Genomic DNA, 20,032 nt, shown 5'->3' with positions numbered 1-20,032 from the left:
AATCGTTTTACAAACTTACTGTATAGTTACGATATCGTTTTCATTCATAATCAGTAATACATTATATTAAAAATTGTTTTCAGAATTCACCTTTTTAATTCTTTGATCAATAATTTCCAGTACATTACGCGCTTGTTCAATTTGTTGTTCTGATAAATCACCAGAAATATCTCTGACTATATCACTAATCCCCCTTTTACTTTCAATATTAAATTGCTTGCCTAAATCCGTGAGCTTAATATACTTTATTCTTTTATCCATTCCCTCTTCAGATTTGTTCCACTGAACTAATCCAGCATTAATTAACTTTTTAATTCTCCTACTTACAGCCGCTTTATTGACCCCTTGCCTTTCAGTAATTTCTGTTAATGACATCGCCTTCTCATGTTCAAGCATTCTAATAACGCTCGCTTGCTCTTTAGAAACATGATACTCTTCTCGTACTTTTATAGATAAATTTGCAAGTAATGTGTTGATATCATTCATAAAACCCTTCATAAAATCAATATGATTATTTATATCTTTAACCATCCGTATCCACCCCTATGCCCCTCTGTATTGCTTAATTATAATTTATTCAAATATACATTTATACAACCATTATTGTAAACCCTTTCATAAATTATAATTTATAACTCTTATTTTTCCAGAATTTCAAAGTACTTTTGAAATTCATTTGCTTATTTCATTGGGATAAATTACATTAAATATACAATTGAAATTCGAGGTGTTAAATGAACATACTACCATTAACTATTTGCTTACTTATAAGTGTCATTTACATTGGCATGACTTTTAATATAAAATTTTTCGTTCATATAAACGTATTTATTTCCCAGGTAATATTAGGCTATATCGTAATTATTTTTTATATAGGTAGCCATACTTATCCAGTAGAATTAATAATAGCTATGTGCATTGGATTATCTACACTTTATGTTAGTCATGCGCATCTATTACAGAATTCTAATTCTAAATTATTTTTAAAACGACTTGCTTTAATTATTTTAAAAGTTGTTTTATTCGGAGCATCTTGTGCTTATATATCACTCATACCGATAGCTTTTAATGCTATATTTTATTGGTTAGCTGCAATCACATTTAGTACACTCTACACCTTTATTTGTTATGCAGTCTGCTCATCAAGTTATGCACGTAATATGAATCGAGTATCTTATGACAAAATTCTAGTATTAGGTGCTGGTATTTTCACAGAAGAAGTCACACCAATGTTAGCTGAGCGATTAAATAAAGCGCTCGATTTATATGCTCAAAATCCTAAATCAGAAATCATTGTCAGTGGCGGTCAGGGTAAAGATGAACCTATATCTGAAGCCCTTGCAATGACTAGATATTTAGTGAAGTATGGCGTACCACTGAATAAAATAACTATGGAAAACCATTCCACAAGCACTTATGAAAATATTAAATACACAAAATCACTATTACCCGATCACTTACTTATAAATTCAAAAATTGTTTGTGTTACTAGCCAATTTCATATCATGCGCGCATTACGTTTTGGTCAAAAATTGCAGTTGAAATTAACAGGCGTTGGTAGCCATACACCTTACCATTTTCTCGAAGTTGCCTTAATCCGTGATTTCTTAGCACTTATGTATCAATATAAATTGATTTTAACAATTTATTTCGCATCATTATTTTTTATTTGTATTATTGCCTTATGGCATATACCAACTTTTTAAAACAAACGTACAAATGAGGCTAAGACATACTTGTTAGATTAGGAAGATAATTTCTTCCCAAAATATCAAATATAATATGTCTTAACCTCATTTTTTATCTTAATTTATCTATTGTGCTTGAATAACTTTCCCCTCATCTAACTCAATCACTTTATCAGCATATGAAAATAATCGCTTATCATGTGTTATCATAATACCAATGAGACCTGATTGCTTAACCTTAGAATCAATCATTTCAACTACTTCAGTCGCACGTGTAGCATCTAAACTTGCAGTTGGTTCATCTGCTAAAATTATCTTAGGTTGATTCATAAACGCTCTCATAATTGCGACTCTTTGTTTTTCACCACCTGATAACATACTTGGATATGCATTCAAACGATGCGACAATCCTATACTAGATAATAATGTTTCAGCTCTATTTTTCGCCTCTTTTTTATCCATACCTGCCTCAACACCTATTGTAATTAATTGCTCTGCTACATTTAAATATGGGATTAAATGTGAAGATTGAAAGATAAAACCAATTTCATGTAATCGCATTTTTGCTGCATGATTCAAATCACTATACATTGGTTTTCCATTATATAATATTTCACCACTACTCTGAGATAATAGGCCACCTAATATCGTTAACAGTGTCGTTTTGCCTGAACCTGATGCTCCTTTAATAATAATAAATTCTCCTTGGTTCACAGTAAAATCAATACCATTTAATACTTTCGTTTCTGATGTACCTTCCCCGAATATCTTATAAATGTTTTTAATATCTAAGCTCATTATTCCATACCTCCTATAGCATCAATTGGATCGACTTTAAACACTTTAATTAACGATAGCAATGCACCAATAATAGCAACAATAACAAATATAGCTAAGACGATAATTAAATTGAATGCGTTGATATGAAATGGCATTGATACAGGCATAACCATTGATAATGATAAAATTAAGCCAATCGCCACGATAACACCAATTAAAGTTGTTACAATAATTTGTGTAAGCAAAGCACTTATTAAATGACTTGTTCGTATTCCAATTGCTTTTAATATTCCAATTTCAGATATTTTTTGAATTGTCATTACATAGAAAAAGGCACTTAAGACAATTGCTGAAATAACTAATAAACTAACAACCATTAAATTTAATGGAGATTGCTCTGCTTGATAACTTGGAATAGCATTTTTTATGTCATCTTTATTTGTTATTGTAATTCCAGAAATATTATTAATCTCATTTTTTTCTTTCTTTGTAATGTGATTCACAGGATAAATGGTGCTGCTACTATGATTCAATTTGTCAAAACCTTGATGGTTCATCATTACAACGGAACTATGTGCATACATTGTATCTTTAAGTACACCACTTACAGTCAACTTTTCTCCTGACTTCAATTTAACTTTATCTCCTACATCAATACCTTGTGCTACTAATTTTTCGTTTATTACCATCTCCGTATTATTTTTAGGATAATGGCCTTGCTTTAATTTTGGATTATCATGATTCAGCATATCAATCATAGTGACTGTTTCTTCACTTTTCTTTAAATCCAATGTCTGAGAAGCAATATTTAGTGGTTTTTGAGAAACAATATTTTCAATTTGATCTTTTTGTGTTTTATTAATTGTCGACTGTTCTATTTGTGGTTTCTTATTATTTTCCATAATAAAGTTTGTTGCTTTCATATTATCCAACATCGAAACATTTTCTCGACCTAATCCTTGTGCTAAACCACTGATAAACAATACCATTGTAGCCAATAATAATATGATCAGCGTGATTAAAATAAATCGAAATTTATAGTATTTCATTTCACTCCATGCTAGTTTCATAATATAACTTCACTCCCTATCTCTTGATTACTGTTTATACCTTAATACAGTTATATGAACTCAATATGAACTATTGTTATTTTATTTACTTAAAGTTGTTCAGAATAATAGTTATGTTTATAATGACAATAAACTGATAGAGGAGACGTTATATATGCCAACTTGTTTAATCGTAGATGATGATATACAAATATTAGATTATGTAGCCAAGCATGTTAAAAACGAAGGACTTACAACGGTAACGAAAGAAAGTGCTGAATCTGCTTTAACATATTTAGAGCACAATTCCGTTGATATTGCAGTTGTTGATATTATGATGAATGGCATAAACGGCTTTGAGTTATGTAAATATCTGAAAGATGATTATAACTTACCTGTCATCATGTTAACGGCACGTGATGCATTAAGCGATAAAGAACAGGCTTATTTAACTGGAACTGATGACTATGTAACTAAACCCTTTGAGGTTAAAGAACTTATATTTAGAATCAAAGCTGTACTAAAACGATACAATATCAATGCAAACAATGAATTGACTATCGGAAATTTAACACTTAATTTATCTTTTTTAGAAATTGAAGCTAACTCTAAAACAATGAACTTACCAAACAAAGAATTTCAATTACTATTTTTATTAGCTTCTCATCCAAAGCAAGTATTTAATCGCGATGACTTAATTGCAAAGATTTGGGGTTTTGAGTATGAAGGTGATGAAAGAACTGTGGATGTACATATAAAAAGACTTAGGAAACGTTTAGAAAAACTTGATACGACTATTACTATTGAAACCGTTCGTGGCCTAGGATACAAGGTGGATGACTATGTTTAAATCACTTTATTTTCGAATCGCAATCTATACAATTATCGTAATGTTATTCAGTGCAATCATAAGTTTCTTTTTCACAAATATAATCTATCATAATGCACTAAAAACAAATAATGATGCTAAAATCATGAGAACATTAAAAGACGCACGCGCTTTTCAACAATCATCGCACATTACTAATTTAACACCCTACTTCAAACACTTAGGTGAAATGAATTACCAAATAATGACTGTAACAAAAACTGGAACGAAAACATTTTACGGTCAAAAATTCAGAAAAGATGATGTATCAAAGCAAGCCATTAAGCAAGTTTTGTCTGGCAAACCTTATCATGGAATCAAACATCTTCCATACAATCCTATCGTTACTGGTTTTTTTGATAATACTACAAAAAATACTGTCGGATTAGCATTTCAGACTAATAATAAAGCTTTAGCTGTATTTATAAGACCCGATATAGGAAAAACCTTTAGTGAATTCAGAATCTTTTTAGCAATTCTCATATCATTATTATTGGCAATATCTATTTTCCTAACCATTGCCTCTACGTATTCAATCATTAAGCCTGTACAACAATTAAAGCGTGCAACGGAATACTTAATGAATGGGGATTTTGATAAACCAATTAAAATTACTAGAAACGATGAATTAGGCACACTACAATACCGTTTTGATAATATGCGCCAATCATTGAAACAATTAGATGATATGCGTCAAAATTTTGTTCAAAATGTCTCGCATGAAATCAAAACACCACTTACACATATCCATCACTTATTAGATCAGTTAAAAAATAGCAAAGACGTTGAGTCATCCTCACACTATATCGATGAAATATACCAAATCACAACTCGATTAAGTGATTTAACAAAAGCGCTATTATTACTATCAGAATTAGATAATGCTGAACATTTGTCATTTAATGATACGATTGATTTAAAAGAATTACTTCAAAATATTGTGAGACATGAACAATACGCGGCTAACCAAAAAGAATTAATGATACTATCTGATTTATCAGAAACCAATTATATTGGTAATGAACGCCTATTACATCAAGCATTTCAAAACATTGTTACAAATGCTATAAAGTATTCTCCATCTCATGGATTGATTGAAATTAATTTGTTTTCACAAAATAATTATATTATTTGTCGTATTTCTGATGAAGGAGAAGGTATAGACAAAGAAACGCAAAAAAAATTATTTGACCGATTCTTTAAATTACACAGTAACGCTAATAGTAACGGACTTGGACTTGCTATTACCAAATCCATAATTGAATTACATGACGGATTGATTGAGGTAGAAAGTCAATTAGATGATGGTACAACCTTTACTATAAAGTTAAAACAAAATACATGATAAAAATAATAAGGAATCGCTTGAATTGTAAATCATTCAAGCGGTTCCTTATTGTTATAAATTAATCAATTTTTAAATTTTTCTTAATTTCTTCGTTTACTTCTCTATATAATATTTCATTTTCTGATAAACGCTGTCCAAATGAAGGAATTATTTCTTTAATCTTAACTTCCCAATTTGAGAATTCATCATTAAAGCAACGTTTTAATAAATCTAACATAATATCTACTGCAGTTGACGCCCCAGGTGAAGCACCTAGTAATGCAGATAACGATCCATCTTCTGACGTTATAACTTCAGTACCAAATTGTAATGTGCCTTTTCCAGATTCAGTATCTTTAATAACTTGAACACGTTGTCCTGCAACAACAACTTCCCAATCTTCACTTTTCGCATTTGGTACAAATGTTCTTAAATCTTCCATTCGCTCTTCATTTGAAAGTGTTAATTGAGAGATGAGATATTTAGTTAAATTAATTTCTTTAACGCCAGCTGAAAGCATTGTAATAATATTGTTTGGTTTTACAGATTTAATCAAGTCCATATTAGAACCGGTCTTCATAAATTTAGGTGAAAATCCTGCAAATGGTCCAAACAATAAGGTTCTCTTACCATCTATATATCGCGTATCTAAATGAGGTACAGACATAGGTGGTGCTCCTACAGATGCTTTACCATATACTTTTGCTAAATGTTGCTTTGTGATTGCTTCGTCTCTACATACTAAGAATAGTCCACTTACTGGGAAACCACCAACATGCTTAGATTCTTTAATACCTGTTTTTTGTAATAATGGTAAGCTTGCACCACCAGCACCAATAAAGACAAAATCACTTTCATAAACTTTTGTTTCATTTGAATTTAAATCTTTGACTTTAACTTCCCACACGCCATCTTTTCGTTGCTTTAAATCTTCAACTTGATGTTTATAATTTAACTCAACTTGCTTTTCAGCTAAATTATGGAAAAGTTTTTTAGTTAACTCGCTAAAATTCACATCTGTACCAGTTTTATCATATGTAATTGCCATAGGAACATGTGACGTACGACCTTCCATAATTAATGGTGTCCAGTTAGCAATTTTTTCTTTATCATCAGTTATTTCCATGTTGCTAAATAACACATTTTTATTAAGTTGTTCTACTCTTCTTTTTAAGAAATCAACATTCTTCACGCCTTGGACAAAACTCATGTGTGGTACTGGTTTAATAAATGATTCTGGATGATCAAGTTGACCTTCCTTAACGAGATGGCTCCAAAATTGTTTTGAGATTTGGAATTGCTCATTTATTTTAATCGCCTTTTCAATATCTATAGATCCATCTTTGTTTTCTTTAGTATAGTTCAATTCGCATAATGCAGAATGACCTGTGCCCGCATTATTCCAAGCATTGGTACTTTCCTCTGCTGGTGTAGACAATCTTTCAAACATCTTAATTTCTTTTTCAGGTGCTAGTTCTTTTAATAAAGTTCCTAATGTTGCACTCATAATTCCGCCACCAATTAAGATGACATCTGTTTTGCTATGTATTGTACTCATAACAAACACAGTCCCCCTTTTATATATGATTATAGAACGTTATCTATTTCTAAAACTTAGAAAACAAATAATTTCACTAGCTGAATAAAGCGTTTTCTATAGATAAAAAATAAAAAAGCACATATCGTTATTATATATAATAAAAAGAACATCGCCAGACGATATTCTCTTTCATACTCTTCTAATTATATACGTTATTGTCGTATGAAAAAAGAGATTTCGGTAATTCTACACATTTTTTGTTGATAAGTGTAAACTTTAAATTATTAATTAACGATATAAAACACTGTCACAAAAGGATTAAACCTAAATAATTTTTGAAATTATTTTCAAAATTTTCAATAGCCATAAATGCGATATTGTTACTAAAATAAGCTCTACTATATATCATAAAATATAACATTCAACATTTTCCAATTACATTATGTTAAATGTGCACATTACAATATCCACTTTATTCAATTTAAAATGTAATTCATGCTATAATTAATTTTAATTTAAGAAAAGTAATTTTGGAGGTTTTCTTATGAAATCAATCACTTTTTTTATGCATAACGTTTATGCAATGGGTGGTACAGTTAAGTCTATTTCACAATTAGCCAACACTTTAGCTGAAAAGGGACATGAAGTGACAATAATTTCAGTTTTCAAATCTAATGATCGCCCTTATTTTCAACTACATGATTCTATTAAGATTAAACCTTTAATTAATTATCAGTTACACCCATTAAACTTTAAAGATATTTTATTTAATCGAATTAATAAGTTCACTAATTTAAACAAACCAAAAGAATTATCACAATTTGAACCTGGACTAAATCAATTTTCAAACTATATTGAAAAAAAAATGATCCATGCCTTAAAACATGTAACTACAGATACAATTATTGGTACACGCGCAAGTTTCAATATTTTAATTTCTAAATATGCGCCCACTCATGTAGAAAAGATTGGGATGGAGCACATGAATTTTGATGCACATCCTGAACCATATCAACTTGAAATAATCGAAGCTTATCAACATTTAGACAAGGTTACTACCTTAACATCTAAAGATCGTGATAAATATCAATCTCGTTTGCAAACACCCGTTTTTGTGGTTCCAAATATCATTGATGAGCAACGCCTGTATACATCTAAATCTAAAATCATTACAGCTGCTGGTCGTTTAGAATATGAAAAAGGATTTGACTTACTTATCGAAAGTATCAACCCGATTCAACATACGATGAGACAATTTGATTACCAAGTCTTTATTTATGGTGAAGGGCAAGAAAAAGGTCAATTACAAAAATCAATCAATCAATTTGGAATGACTGATATTATTAAATTAAAAGGCCCCACTCAAAATTTAAATAAAAAACTGGCTATGAGTGAAATCACTGTCATACCATCACGGAATGAAGGATTTGGCATGGTAATTCTCGAAGCGATGAATCAAAGTAATATCGTTGTTAGTTTTGATGGCAATACTGGCCCCGATTCAATTATTGAAAATAATGTAAATGGTTATTTAATAGAGCACGGAAACACCGAAGCATTATCAAATAAATTACGTCGCTTAATTAATCAGGAATTCAAAGAGCATGTCATATTAAAAAATGCTCATCGCACGGTTGAACAATATTCACCTCAAGCTATATACATTAATTTCCTAAATATGCTCAATTAGTATCACTACCCTTTTCAAGTCAATAATGCAGATATAAAAATATGCCCAGACAGTTATAATGTCTGGGCATATTTTATATTATACAGTGCTAAACAAAGAGACCATGAATTCATTTAATCAGAATTTCATCAATACTTTCATTTTTAACTCATCGTCTGATTATCATGATTTATTAAAATCTGTACTTATAGTATTAAATTTAAAATATAAGTCCAAACGCAAATGAATACTAACATCGCAACACTATATTTTAATGTCATTTTTAATAATTCTGATTCTTTACCTACTTGCTTAACAGAAGCAGTTGCAATCGCAATAGATTGTGGTGAAATTAATTTTGCTGCGACACCACCAACTGTATTTGCAGAAACTAATAGAGAACCACTTGTGCCAATATTTTGTGCAACTGAAGCTTGGATTGGTGCAAAGAGTGAATTGTTATTAACAACAGATCCAGTCATAAACACACCTAACCATCCTAATATTGGTGATAGTAATGGGAACATTGCCCCTGTTTTAGCAATACTTTCACCTAACGCCATACTAAGTCCTGCATAAGTCATTAATTTTGAAATAATTAAGATAAAACAAATTGTAAGAATAGATAACCATAATTCTAAAAAAGTAACTTTAAATAAGCGCAATGCATCTCCAAAATTCACTTTGCTAGACATTAAAACTGTAATGATAATAACAATCAAAATTGCAGTTCCTGTTTGTCCAATAAAATTAAATGGTAGAATGATACTTTTCTTAGCGAACTCACTATACGTACCTGGAATTGTAATATTTGCAACTAATGAAGCTAAAGCGCCATCTGGTAAAAATAAACCTTTAAATTGTGGTGAACTCCAAATCATCACGATGATTGTTAAAATATAGAATGGACTCCATGCATATGCAATTGATTTCATACTATGTTTAATTGGCATTGTCGGTTTAACATCTTTTTGTATTCTAAAAATATGTTTAGGTTGGAATTTTTTAGAAAATAATGCCAATGACACCATAGCAACCAATGGAGGTATAATATCAGCTAATTCAGGACCAATAAAGATTGTAATAAGTGCTTGCGTAATTGTATAACTAACGCCAACTACTAATATTGCTGGTAAGGTTTCTTTGATTCCTTTAAAACCATCCACTATCCAAATTAATAAAAATGGAATAAACATATTTATTATCACTAAAGTAAATACTGAAATTTGTGAAACTTCCATACTTGTTACATTACCTGATAAGTTTAGCGTATCTATAACTTGTACAGGTATCCCAATTGCTCCAAATGCACCAGCTGAGGCATTAGCTATTAAGCATAACATCGCTGCTTGTAACGGTTGAAAACCAAGTTGCGTTAATAGCAACGCACAAATTGCAATTGGAACACCGAAACCAGCTGCACCTTCTAAGAATCCATTAAAAGCAAATGCAATTAATAAAATTTGAATGCGTTGATCTTGCGAAATACTAGCGATACTATCTTGAATCGTCTTAAATTGTCCACTTTCGTTGGTTATTTTATATAACAAAACAGCCATGATGACAATATAACCAATTGGTATGATGCCTTGATAAAAACCTTCAATCATCGCACCTGACGCAATCGGTATAGGTAATTTGAATAAACCAATTGCGATTATCAAAGTCACAACTACTGTAGTAATCGCTGCGTATATACCTTTCATTTTAAAAACAGTTAAACATAATAAAAATAAGACAATAGGAATGGCAGCAACAATGCTTGAGACCACGATATTGTTAAATGGATTAAAATTCTCTACAAACATTTTGACTCACTTCTTCTTTCTATATAAATTTAATATAATTTGCTTTGTAAACCTTTTGGAATTTATTGTGATTTTTTTCACAAATTCATTATATCACTTCTTTAAATGAATACAACTGTTTTTTTAATTTTTATAATGTTTAATATTAAATAATTTACTACAACCCAAAAATTATGTTTATTCTTTTGTTTAAATAAAATAATTACATTTAACAACCTTGTTTCCTGAAGTGTAAGGGGATGATTTTGTCTAATCTAGCCTACGTGGTAAAATAGGCACAATAACATTTATGTAGAGGGATTTATCATGATAAAACAAATTGAATTAGAGAAATGGGACATTTTACCCCAACAATTAAATAAAGCAATGCAAGAAGGTTATACACATTTTATAATCTTGGATAAGCACATTAAAACATATAAAAACATGTTAAAAGCTGTCGACATTAAACAATGTACAATTGTTGTAGATTACACAGTAGATCAGCACTATGTTAATGACTGTCGGTATTTTGGTAAATCACAAATTAATTTTGATGATTGGATAGAAAACATTAATCATTATCCGAATATTATTTTCCATATTGAGACAAGTTTAAAATTGCTAGAACAATATAAAGTCGAAAAATTATTTGATCTTGCTTTGTTATCTTTACTTCAAGAAGAAATTGTTACAGATAGTCATGTTGTTTTTGATTTTGCAAGATCATTTACCACAAGTAACACTGTGTGGAATAGTGTGCATCATTTTGAACCATTAAATACAACAGCATTTAATCTAAATAAATTGGCATATCTGCATTCGCATAGCATTCCTTTTAAAGCACATGAAACACTTGCGCCTGATGATATGCGTTTCACAGATAAATTATTAAATTCACTAAATTTCAAAATACCTCATTGGATTTTCAGTCCAATCCAACGTCATTTCGTAAAAAAACATCGTGCCCAAAGCTATATATATTCAAAAGATAGTTCTAAATTGAAAAATCACATTGTATTTTTAGGTTTCGATTATGGATTTAGAGGAAATTCTCGTTATTTATTCAACCACTTTGCGAAACATTTTAATAAATTACCAATCTATTTTGTTACAGACGACGTAAACGGTCCAAATTTTATAAAGCCAAACGATCCAAAGACAAAGGATATTATTGAAACAGCTCAAGTTGTCATATTAGAAAGTTATATTCCAGACGACATTAAACCAAATGGTACAATTATCCAATTATGGCATGGTACACCTATTAAAAAGTTGTTTTTAGATAGTACAGAGCCTTATCAAAATTTAAATATCTATAATTATCGTGCTCGTAAATATAATAAATGGTTACAACAAGACTACTTTGTCTGTGATTGTGAAGAAATAATCGATTATTTCAAAACTGCATTTCCACAACAACAAACAAATTTATTAAACTGTGGTTATCCTAGAGTAAGGTATTTATTAGACAAACAGAGTGACCACCCCTATTTGTCATTTATAAAAAAAGAACTGAAATTGGATTCAGCCAAACCAACATTACTATATGCTCCTACTTGGAAAGCAGAAAATGACCAATCTGATTTACTACCTATCAGTGATGGCCTATTAAATAAATATAATGTTGTTTTTAAAGGTCATATTGAGGATTCATCTACAGACATACCGGAAAATGCAATTATCGCACCGAATAATATTGAAATTCAGGATTTATTACTTGTTTCAGACATTGTATTAACTGACTATTCATCAATCATCTTTGATGCACTAACTTTAGATAAGGTAGTTTGTCAGTACACACCAAATCACGCAAAATATGTTGCTGAACGAGGTGTGTATGATGATGTAATGCATTCACTTGCTACCGTTCGTTACAGTGATGCCAAAGCGTTATTAAATGATTTAATTAGTCATCAAATGACTGAAATTCAAATGAATGCTTTTGTTAATAAAGATAATCATGCATTTGAAACGTTGTCACATATTATTCAAAAAGCAACTAAAAAATCATAATCATTAAATGAAAAAGATGTTTTCCTAAATTAGGAAAACATCTTTTTATCTTAAGAAAATATAAAGTTATAACTTTATATTACTATTTTTATTGTTGATATGCTGGATCTACAATTCTAACAACACCTTGTTGGTCGACTGTAACAATTGAATAAGTACCAGGTTGTGCTTGATTTTGGAAGCTAAAGATATAGCTATAGTTACCATCACTACCTTCAATACTATAATCATTGTATGGGTTATTCTGTCCGTTTTGTCCATTAATTTCGGCAGTTGCTTGTTCTAATGAATTTTGGAAATTTGGTAGATTTTGTAATGCTGCTTGTGAGTCTACATTACCAGATGAAATGTTTTGTGATACTGGTACTGCATTTTGTCCTTGATAAGGTACAACATACTGTGATTGCGAACCACTGTTGCCATTATTTGAGTTAGACGCTGATGAAGCACTATCATTAGCGTTGGCATTACTACTTGCGTCATCGTTTGCAGCATCGCCATTTTGATTATTACTAGAAGTATCATTATTTGAGTTTGAGCTAGAACCGGATGCTGATCCGCTATCGTTTGAATTTGCATCACTATTTGAATTATCATTACTTGATTGACTATCTGAGCTATTATTACCATCATTAGAACTATCTGAGCTATTTGAACTGTCTGAACTGTCGCTGTCACTATCTTTGTTTGAATCTTTGTCACTATCTTTGCTTGAATCTTTGTCACTATCTTTGCTTGAATCTTTGTCAGAGCTATCATTACTCTTTTTGTCATCGTTTTTGGAATCTTTTGATTTATCGTCCGATGATTGCTTATCTTTCGAACTATCATCCTTTTTACTACCATCGTCACTGCCATTTGAACATGCAGCTAATGCTAAAGATAAAGTTAAGAAACCTGCTAATAGTTTTTTCATGATTGAAAGACCACCTTTGTTTTATTGTTTAACACTTGATGAAGATAAAGTAGTTGGAGCCAATAAGCCCCAACTACTCCATTAAGCAATTCTATAATTATGATTCAGTACCACCTGAGCCACTATCACTTGATTGGCTACTTGTTGAACCTTCACCTGAATTGCTCGAACCGCTGTCACTTGATTGACTACTTGTAGAGTTATCACCTGAATCGCTTGAACCGCTATCACTTGATTGACTATTTGTAGAGTCATCACCTGAATTGCTTGAACTGCTGTCACTTGATTGACTACTTGATGTATCACCCGATTTGCTTGAACTACTATCGCTTGTTGAACTATCTGAACTGCTAGAACTGTCATTTGTTGATTTACTATCTGAGCTATCTTTTGATTTTTCAGTTTTTTCTTTAGCTTTGTCTTTTGCTTTCTCTTCAGTTTTTGCTTTTTCGGAACTCTCATCCTTTTTGCTACCTTCATCACTACCATTTGAACAAGCTGCAAGTGCTAAAGATAAAGTAAGAAAACCAGCTAAAAATTTTTTCATTTTTTTGAAAAACCTCCTAAGATTTTAATACTCATTTATAGATATGTATTTAATTCATTTGTTTAAGCATATCTAGATGAGTATAGTTACGTTATTCACTCAAAAAATAATAAATAAACGCTTTTATTGGAAGTTTCTACATTTTTTATAAAAAAATGATATAAGCTAAATAAACTTTAACTAACAGTTACAATAAATTAATTTTTCAAGTTAAGGATGGCAAAATCAAACTATCGGTGTATTTTTACTATACTATATTTTGAAAACGCTTTACAATATTTTCTCCATTACCAAATCAGAATCTACAACTTCACCAGTTTGGAATTCATGTCTACCTATCACTTTCAAACCATGTTTGGTATAAAATTTCAACGCCGGTTCATTATATTCCCATACACCTAACCAAATTTTTGTTTTATTTAATTCTTTTGCTTTCGATTCTGCAAAATCAATAATATATTTACCTCTTCCTCCACCTTGAGCATGAGGTAAAAAGTAAATACGTTGGATTTCTAAATATTCTTCACCCATAGCTTCTGTTTGGGCATCTAAAATGTTCAATTTAAAATATCCTGTCACTTCTCCATCTTCTCTAAAAAAGTAAGTAAATGAATGCTTATTGTCTAATTCTTTTAGTAAAGTATCTATATCATAAGCTTCATTGAAATATTGATTGAAATCTTCCTCTGAATATCCACCATTTTCAAAAGTGGTTCTAAATGTGGTAATACTAATATCTCTTAATTTATGTACCTCAGAACTTTTAACGCTATCAATTTGAAATGTCAATTTGCTATCCCCTTTATTAAATTACTTTCTACCATAATAAAACAAAAGTAGCTTTTTGATAAATGAATATCATAATTATAAAATGTTAAATTACTATTAAAGTGTTAAAATATTTGTTATAGTCTGTAATAATATTGTTTAGAAATTAATTTTAAAATAAAAGCGCTTACCTAAAAACATTGCTATTTAGCCATATTGTGTAATATTCAATTACGTGATAAAGTGGTTAGTGTTTTTTAATTGTTCATATAAAAATTACATATAAAAGGGAGTGCCATAAGGCAATGACTGAAACATTTAAAGCCTTTGTAGTCGATGAACAAGACGGCAAAGTTACTAACCAAATTAAAAATTTAACTATAGATGATTTACCTGAAGGTGAAGTATTGATTAAGGTCAAATACTCAGGTATTAATTATAAAGATGCATTAGCTACAGTCGCTAATTCTAAAATAGTTCAATCTTATCCAATGATTCCAGGCATCGATTTAGCAGGTGTTGTGGAAAAATCTGATACACCATCATTTAACCAAGGAGACGAAGTTATTGTAACTGGATACGAATTAGGTACAAGTCGATTTGGTGGTTTTAGCGAATACGCTCGTGTGAAAGAAGAACAAATTGTTCAATTACCAAAAGATCTCACTTTAGAAGAAGCCATGATTTATGGTACAGCAGGCTATACTGCTGGTCTTGCAATTGAAAAACTGGAGCATAATGGCTTATCTGTTGAAAATAAAGAAGTTCTAGTACGAGGTGCAACTGGTGGCGTTGGTACATTATCAGTAATGATGTTAAATGCTATCGGATATAAAGTCATTGCAAGTACTGGAAAGACAAATGCTGAAGCACAATTAAAAGCCTTAGGTGCACGTGAAGTCATTTCACGTATAACAAAAACAGATGATAAACCACTAGGTAGTCGTAAATGGCAAGCTGTTATTGATCCAATTGGTGGGGATACACTTTCTCAAATCATCAAACACTTAGACTACAATGGTAGCGTTGCTGTAATCGGTATGACTGGTGGTCATCATTTCGACAGTTCTATCTTCCCATTCATTTTAAGAGGAACGAATATTATTGGTATTGATTCTGTCTATACAGAAATGAAAGTTCGTAAACACATTTGGAGAAGATTGGCTAGAGATTTAAAACCCGCACAACTACATGACATTAAACAAACAATTAAATTTGATGATATTGAAACACATATTAATAATGTACTTGAACATAAAAATTCTGGACGCATTATTATTGATTTCGAAGCATAATATAATAACCTTTTCTAACCAGGCTATGACTTCACTAGAGTTATAGCCTGGTTTCATAATTTGAATAATATCTTTAGTAAATATTTAAATTCATCTTGTTATGCATGTCAATTTATCCATTACTAACAACCCAATTCCTCTATTCCTTACTATTTCAAAATAAATCTTCCAAATTGTTATTTTATAAATCAAATCAAATTGACTATGAATTGCATATAAATACCTCGCAATAAATAAATTTCTTATTCTTTAATATTTACAACCTTTTTATGAAAGCGTATACTTATCCTTGTCTAAAACAATCAGGAGGTTCTATATGGGAATAAAAGTAAATAAAAAGCTCATCTTTTTCCTAGGTGCCTTGGGAGGATTACTCTATGGCTATGACATGGGAGTAATATCAGGTGCATTATTATTTATAAAAGATGACATACCATTAAACAGTGTTACAGAAGGTTTAGTCGTATCATCCATGCTCGTTGGTGCGATATTTGGATCAGGGGCAAGTGGTCCACTGTCAGATAGGCTTGGTCGTCGACGCGTAGTATTTATTGTTGCAATTGTTTATATCGTCGGGGCACTTATTTTAGCTTTAGCACCATCAATGCCAATACTAGTCATTGGTCGTTTGGTTATTGGTTTAGCCGTAGGTGGTTCTACCGCTATTGTACCAGTGTATTTATCTGAAATGGCTCCAACTGAACAAAGGGGATCATTAAGTTCATTAAACCAATTAATGATTACAATCGGTATTCTTTCATCATACTTAATAAACTATGCATTTACACCAATCGAAGGTTGGAGATGGATGTTAGGTTTAGCTGTTTTACCATCACTTATATTGTTAATAGGTGTTGCATTTATGCCAGAAAGTCCTAGATGGCTACTTGAGCATAGAAGTGAAAAAGCAGCACGTGATGTGATGCGATTGACATTTAGTGATAGTGAGATAGACAAAGAAATCGCTGATATGAAAGAAATTAATAGAATTTCTGAAAGCACTTGGAAAGTATTGAAATCACCTTGGCTAAGACCAACTTTAATTATAGGTAGTATTTTTGCCTTATTCCAACAAATTATAGGTATTAATGCAATAATTTACTATGCACCTTCAATTTTTAGTAAGGCAGGTCTTGGGGATGCAACTTCAATTTTAGGAACAGTGGGAATTGGTACAGTTAATGTACTCATAACTATCGTTGCAATTATGATTATAGATAAAGTTGATCGTAAACGTTTACTAGTCATAGGTAATATTGGTATGGTTGCATCATTATTAATTATGGCAATTTTAATTTGGACAATCGGTATCCATGCCTCAGCTTGGATTATCATCATTTGTTTAACGTTGTTTATTATTTTCTTCGGTTTCACATGGGGACCAGTATTATGGGTAATGTTACCTGAATTATTCCCTATGCGTGCACGTGGTGCTGCTACAGGTGTTGCTGCACTTGTATTATCTATCGGTAGTTTATTAGTAGCTCAACTCTTCCCTATATTGACTGACGTTTTATCAGTTGAACAAGTATTCTTAATATTTGCGATTATAGGTATAGGCGCGTTAATCTTTGTAGTTAAATACTTACCTGAAACAAGAGGTCGTAGTTTAGAAGAAATCGAAGCTGACTTACGTTCAAGAACGAATGCTACAAATGCACAAATTGAAGAAAACAAATAGTTAAAAGTATAGGTTTAAGTATTCATCTTTATGAATACTATCAATAAATAAAAGCAGTAATCCTACATCATTGTGTAGGATTACTGCTTTTTAATTATTAAAGTATCTATTAGTAAATTAAGCTATATAATTATATATTACTTTAAAATAAATAACATATTTGAATAATAGTTAGCATAAAGTAACGAGAGAAAAATCTATAAACTTCCACAACCTTCCCTTTTCCACCCACATATAATGAAAATATATTATGCTTTAATTTTATCTATTACATAATTAACAAATTCATTTAATCGCGTTTCTTCAATATCGTTCATTTTAAATGTTCCAATACTAAATTTAATGTTTAATGTGCTCGCTTCAGTACCAATCTCTTGAATGTCATCATACCCAATACTTCTATAATAAAATTCACCATCCATATCTACATTTAAAATGAGACGCTCATTCGTTGCAATATAGGCCGCTTCGAAAATCTTTATTTCACCTTCTACAGGATATGGCATATTTCCTAAAACGGAAGGGCCTTGTTTTTCTGTAGGAAATAGATCTGACGGATTTACATTATCTAAAATCATTTTACATTCTCCTCTACTATTTACTATAAAGTTAAGTCAACTTCTTTAATATCTATACCTAAAGCCTCTGCTACACCTTCACCATATTTAGGATCTGCATGATAACAATGCTTAATATGTCTATGTTTAATTTTTTCACTGACTGGTGCCATTTCATTAGCAGTGTTATTAAATAAAGTGTTTTGTTCTTCAGCACTAAGTAATCTGAATAATTTACCTGGTTGCTCAAAATAGTTATCATCGTCTTCTCTATAATCATATTCATACGCTTGTCCGTTTACTGGTAATCCAGGTTTTTTAAATTGTGGTTGGTCTTCTAAAGCACCTTTACTATTAGGATAATAATGTGTCTGACTACCTTGATTACCATCTAATATACGCATTTGTCCGTCTCGACTAAATGGACAAATGTTATCCACGCCCACACCTTTTGGTTGATTGACAGGTATTTGCCAATGATTAACACCTAGTCGATATCTTTGTGTATCGCCATAAGAAAACAATCTACCCTGTAACATCTTGTCTGGAGAAAAATCAATTCCAGGAACAATATTAGTTGGTGCAAAAGCAGCTTGTTCAACATCTTGGAAATAGTTTTCCGGATTTCTATTTAATTCAAATTCTCCAACTTCTATTAATGGATATTCATTTTTATACCATACTTTAGTTAAATCAAATGGATTATCTTTGTGATTGCGTGCTTCTTCTTCAGTCATAACTTGAATATACATCTTCCACTTAGGGTAATCTTCTGCTTCTATATGATTAAATAAGTCTCGTTGTGATGAATCTCTATCCTTAGCAATCACTTGTTCCGCTTCGGCAGCTGTGTAATTTTCAATACCTTGTTGGCAGCGATGATGGAATTTAACCCACACGCGTTCGCCTTGGGCATTATACATAGAGTATGTATGTGAACCAAAACCATGCATATTTCGGTATCCTGTTGGTATACCTCTATCGGTCATCAAAATGGTTACTTGATGTAATGCTTCAGGTAATAACGTCCAAAAATCCCAATTTGCTTCAGGATCTTTCATATTTGTTTTAGGATTACGCTTTACAACATGGTTCAAACTCGCAAATAATTTTGGGTCTCTAAAGAAGAAAACTGGCGTATTATTTCCAACCAAATCCCAGTTGCCTTCGTCTGTGTAAAATTTAAGTGCAAATCCACGTATATCACGCTCAGCATCTCCAGCACCTCTCTCACCTGCTACAGTAGAAAATCTTGCAAACATTTCCGTTTGTTTACCGACTTCAGAAAAGATACTAGCCGAAGTATATTGCGTAATGTCATTAGTTACTGTAAACGTACCAAATGCACCAGAACCTTTTGCATGCATTCTTCTTTCTGGAATTACTTCACGATCAAAGTGTGCCATTTGTTCTAAAAAGTATATATCTTGCATTACCATAGGACCTCTTGGACCAGCAGTCATACTATTCTCTCTATCAGAAACAGGTGCGCCAAAAAGACCAGTTAATTTATTATTCATTATTAATCCTCCAATTATTCATAC

Annotated in this window: 17 protein-coding genes; 7 read left to right on the top strand and 10 right to left on the bottom strand. The window is 31.2% G+C overall.

Annotated features, from left to right (window positions below):
- Positions 1-66 precede the first annotated feature (66 nt).
- Positions 67-531 (bottom strand): MarR family transcriptional regulator TcaR, encoded by a 465-nt coding sequence (locus MHZ36_RS02655; RefSeq protein ID WP_239229456.1) that lies wholly within the window; start codon positions 529-531, stop codon positions 67-69.
- A gap of 203 nt (positions 532-734) precedes the next feature.
- Between MHZ36_RS02655 and MHZ36_RS02650 the strand changes: the two genes are divergently transcribed.
- Positions 735-1,706: a YdcF family protein gene (locus MHZ36_RS02650; protein ID WP_239229455.1), complete on the top strand. Its 972-nt coding sequence runs from the start codon at positions 735-737 to the stop codon at positions 1,704-1,706.
- A 108-nt stretch (positions 1,707-1,814) separates the two neighbouring features.
- Here MHZ36_RS02650 and MHZ36_RS02645 read toward each other — a convergent pair whose 3' ends face one another.
- Together MHZ36_RS02645 and MHZ36_RS02640 are read right to left on the bottom strand one after the other, a co-directional pair.
- Complete coding sequence (locus MHZ36_RS02645; protein WP_239229454.1) at positions 1,815-2,486, bottom strand: ABC transporter ATP-binding protein; 672 nt, start codon at positions 2,484-2,486, stop codon at positions 1,815-1,817.
- Positions 2,486-3,538: an ABC transporter permease gene (locus MHZ36_RS02640; protein ID WP_239229453.1), complete on the bottom strand. Its 1,053-nt coding sequence runs from the start codon at positions 3,536-3,538 to the stop codon at positions 2,486-2,488. Before MHZ36_RS02640 ends, MHZ36_RS02645 begins: the two co-directional genes overlap by 1 nt.
- Positions 3,539-3,692: 154 nt before the next feature.
- Between MHZ36_RS02640 and MHZ36_RS02635 the strand changes: the two genes are divergently transcribed.
- Together MHZ36_RS02635 and MHZ36_RS02630 are read left to right on the top strand one after the other, a co-directional pair.
- The gene (locus MHZ36_RS02635; protein ID WP_239229452.1) at positions 3,693-4,367 is read left to right on the top strand and encodes a response regulator transcription factor; all 675 of its coding nucleotides are present in this window, start codon (positions 3,693-3,695) and stop codon (positions 4,365-4,367) included.
- Entirely contained in the window at positions 4,360-5,730 is a 1,371-nt protein-coding gene (locus tag MHZ36_RS02630) for a sensor histidine kinase (RefSeq protein ID WP_239229450.1), read from the top strand. Before MHZ36_RS02635 ends, MHZ36_RS02630 begins: the two co-directional genes overlap by 8 nt.
- A 61-nt stretch (positions 5,731-5,791) precedes the next feature.
- On the opposite strand, the gene mqo is transcribed toward MHZ36_RS02630, so the two are convergent.
- Entirely contained in the window at positions 5,792-7,270 is a 1,479-nt protein-coding gene (mqo, locus tag MHZ36_RS02625) for a malate dehydrogenase (quinone) (RefSeq protein WP_239229448.1), read from the bottom strand.
- A gap of 526 nt (positions 7,271-7,796) precedes the next feature.
- Here mqo and MHZ36_RS02620 point away from each other — a divergent pair.
- Positions 7,797-8,942, top strand: coding sequence for a glycosyltransferase family 4 protein (locus MHZ36_RS02620; RefSeq protein ID WP_239229447.1), 1,146 nt, complete (start codon positions 7,797-7,799; stop codon positions 8,940-8,942).
- Between the two features lie 185 nt (positions 8,943-9,127).
- On the opposite strand, the gene MHZ36_RS02615 is transcribed toward MHZ36_RS02620, so the two are convergent.
- Positions 9,128-10,729 carry an L-lactate permease gene (locus tag MHZ36_RS02615; protein WP_239229446.1) on the bottom strand — a complete coding sequence of 534 codons (1,602 nt, stop codon included), beginning with the start codon at positions 10,727-10,729 and terminating at the stop codon, positions 9,128-9,130.
- Between the two features lie 306 nt (positions 10,730-11,035).
- Here MHZ36_RS02615 and MHZ36_RS02610 point away from each other — a divergent pair, with 306 nt between their 5' ends.
- On the top strand, positions 11,036-12,724 hold the full coding sequence (locus tag MHZ36_RS02610; RefSeq protein ID WP_239229445.1) for a CDP-glycerol glycerophosphotransferase family protein: 1,689 nt from the start codon (positions 11,036-11,038) through the stop codon (positions 12,722-12,724).
- 88 nt (positions 12,725-12,812) lie between these two features.
- Here the strand turns inward: MHZ36_RS02610 and MHZ36_RS02605 are convergent, their stop codons facing one another.
- The 3 genes from MHZ36_RS02605 to MHZ36_RS02595 form a co-directional block, all read right to left on the bottom strand.
- A complete protein-coding gene (locus MHZ36_RS02605) occupies positions 12,813-13,640 on the bottom strand; it encodes a hypothetical protein (protein WP_239229444.1) in 828 nt (275 codons plus the stop codon).
- Between the two features lie 97 nt (positions 13,641-13,737).
- A complete protein-coding gene (locus MHZ36_RS02600; RefSeq protein WP_239229443.1) occupies positions 13,738-14,187 on the bottom strand; it encodes a hypothetical protein in 450 nt (149 codons plus the stop codon).
- 270 nt (positions 14,188-14,457) lie between these two features.
- Complete coding sequence (locus tag MHZ36_RS02595) at positions 14,458-14,976, bottom strand: GNAT family N-acetyltransferase (RefSeq protein ID WP_239229442.1); 519 nt, start codon at positions 14,974-14,976, stop codon at positions 14,458-14,460.
- 284 nt (positions 14,977-15,260) lie between these two features.
- Here MHZ36_RS02595 and MHZ36_RS02590 point away from each other — a divergent pair, with 284 nt between their 5' ends.
- On the top strand, positions 15,261-16,250 hold the full coding sequence (locus tag MHZ36_RS02590) for an acrylyl-CoA reductase family protein (protein WP_239229441.1): 990 nt from the start codon (positions 15,261-15,263) through the stop codon (positions 16,248-16,250).
- Positions 16,251-16,566: 316 nt separating this feature from the next.
- The gene (gene glcP, locus MHZ36_RS02585; protein ID WP_239229439.1) at positions 16,567-17,931 is read left to right on the top strand and encodes a glucose transporter GlcP; all 1,365 of its coding nucleotides are present in this window, start codon (positions 16,567-16,569) and stop codon (positions 17,929-17,931) included.
- Between the two features lie 248 nt (positions 17,932-18,179).
- On the opposite strand, the gene MHZ36_RS02580 is transcribed toward glcP, so the two are convergent.
- Positions 18,180-18,509: a hypothetical protein gene (locus MHZ36_RS02580; RefSeq protein WP_239229437.1), complete on the bottom strand. Its 330-nt coding sequence runs from the start codon at positions 18,507-18,509 to the stop codon at positions 18,180-18,182.
- Between the two features lie 23 nt (positions 18,510-18,532).
- Positions 18,533-20,008, bottom strand: coding sequence for a catalase (locus MHZ36_RS02575; RefSeq protein ID WP_239229435.1), 1,476 nt, complete (start codon positions 20,006-20,008; stop codon positions 18,533-18,535).
- Positions 20,009-20,032: the final 24 nt, after the last annotated feature.

This window comes from Staphylococcus sp. ACRSN, from assembly GCF_022346615.1.
Taxonomy (GTDB): domain Bacteria; phylum Bacillota; class Bacilli; order Staphylococcales; family Staphylococcaceae; genus Staphylococcus.
Note: the sequence above shows the minus strand (reverse complement) of the source record. Positions and strands in the feature narration are given on the sequence as shown.

What these genes read in the sequence shown, in the direction of transcription:
- MHZ36_RS02655 (WP_239229456.1), bottom strand. Translation starts at nt 531, where the DNA reads ATGGTTAAAGATATAAATAATCATATTGATTTTATGAAGGGTTTTATG.
- MHZ36_RS02650 (WP_239229455.1), top strand. Translation starts at nt 735, where the DNA reads ATGAACATACTACCATTAACTATTTGCTTACTTATAAGTGTCATTTAC.
- MHZ36_RS02645 (WP_239229454.1), bottom strand. Translation starts at nt 2,486, where the DNA reads ATGAGCTTAGATATTAAAAACATTTATAAGATATTCGGGGAAGGTACA.
- MHZ36_RS02640 (WP_239229453.1), bottom strand. Translation starts at nt 3,538, where the DNA reads ATGAAACTAGCATGGAGTGAAATGAAATACTATAAATTTCGATTTATT.
- MHZ36_RS02635 (WP_239229452.1), top strand. Translation starts at nt 3,693, where the DNA reads ATGCCAACTTGTTTAATCGTAGATGATGATATACAAATATTAGATTAT.
- MHZ36_RS02630 (WP_239229450.1), top strand. Translation starts at nt 4,360, where the DNA reads ATGTTTAAATCACTTTATTTTCGAATCGCAATCTATACAATTATCGTA.
- mqo (WP_239229448.1), bottom strand. Translation starts at nt 7,270, where the DNA reads ATGAGTACAATACATAGCAAAACAGATGTCATCTTAATTGGTGGCGGA.
- MHZ36_RS02620 (WP_239229447.1), top strand. Translation starts at nt 7,797, where the DNA reads ATGAAATCAATCACTTTTTTTATGCATAACGTTTATGCAATGGGTGGT.
- MHZ36_RS02615 (WP_239229446.1), bottom strand. Translation starts at nt 10,729, where the DNA reads ATGTTTGTAGAGAATTTTAATCCATTTAACAATATCGTGGTCTCAAGC.
- MHZ36_RS02610 (WP_239229445.1), top strand. Translation starts at nt 11,036, where the DNA reads ATGATAAAACAAATTGAATTAGAGAAATGGGACATTTTACCCCAACAA.
- MHZ36_RS02605 (WP_239229444.1), bottom strand. Translation starts at nt 13,640, where the DNA reads ATGAAAAAACTATTAGCAGGTTTCTTAACTTTATCTTTAGCATTAGCT.
- MHZ36_RS02600 (WP_239229443.1), bottom strand. Translation starts at nt 14,187, where the DNA reads ATGAAAAAATTTTTAGCTGGTTTTCTTACTTTATCTTTAGCACTTGCA.
- MHZ36_RS02590 (WP_239229441.1), top strand. Translation starts at nt 15,261, where the DNA reads ATGACTGAAACATTTAAAGCCTTTGTAGTCGATGAACAAGACGGCAAA.
- glcP (WP_239229439.1), top strand. Translation starts at nt 16,567, where the DNA reads ATGGGAATAAAAGTAAATAAAAAGCTCATCTTTTTCCTAGGTGCCTTG.
- MHZ36_RS02580 (WP_239229437.1), bottom strand. Translation starts at nt 18,509, where the DNA reads ATGATTTTAGATAATGTAAATCCGTCAGATCTATTTCCTACAGAAAAA.
- MHZ36_RS02575 (WP_239229435.1), bottom strand. Translation starts at nt 20,008, where the DNA reads ATGAATAATAAATTAACTGGTCTTTTTGGCGCACCTGTTTCTGATAGA.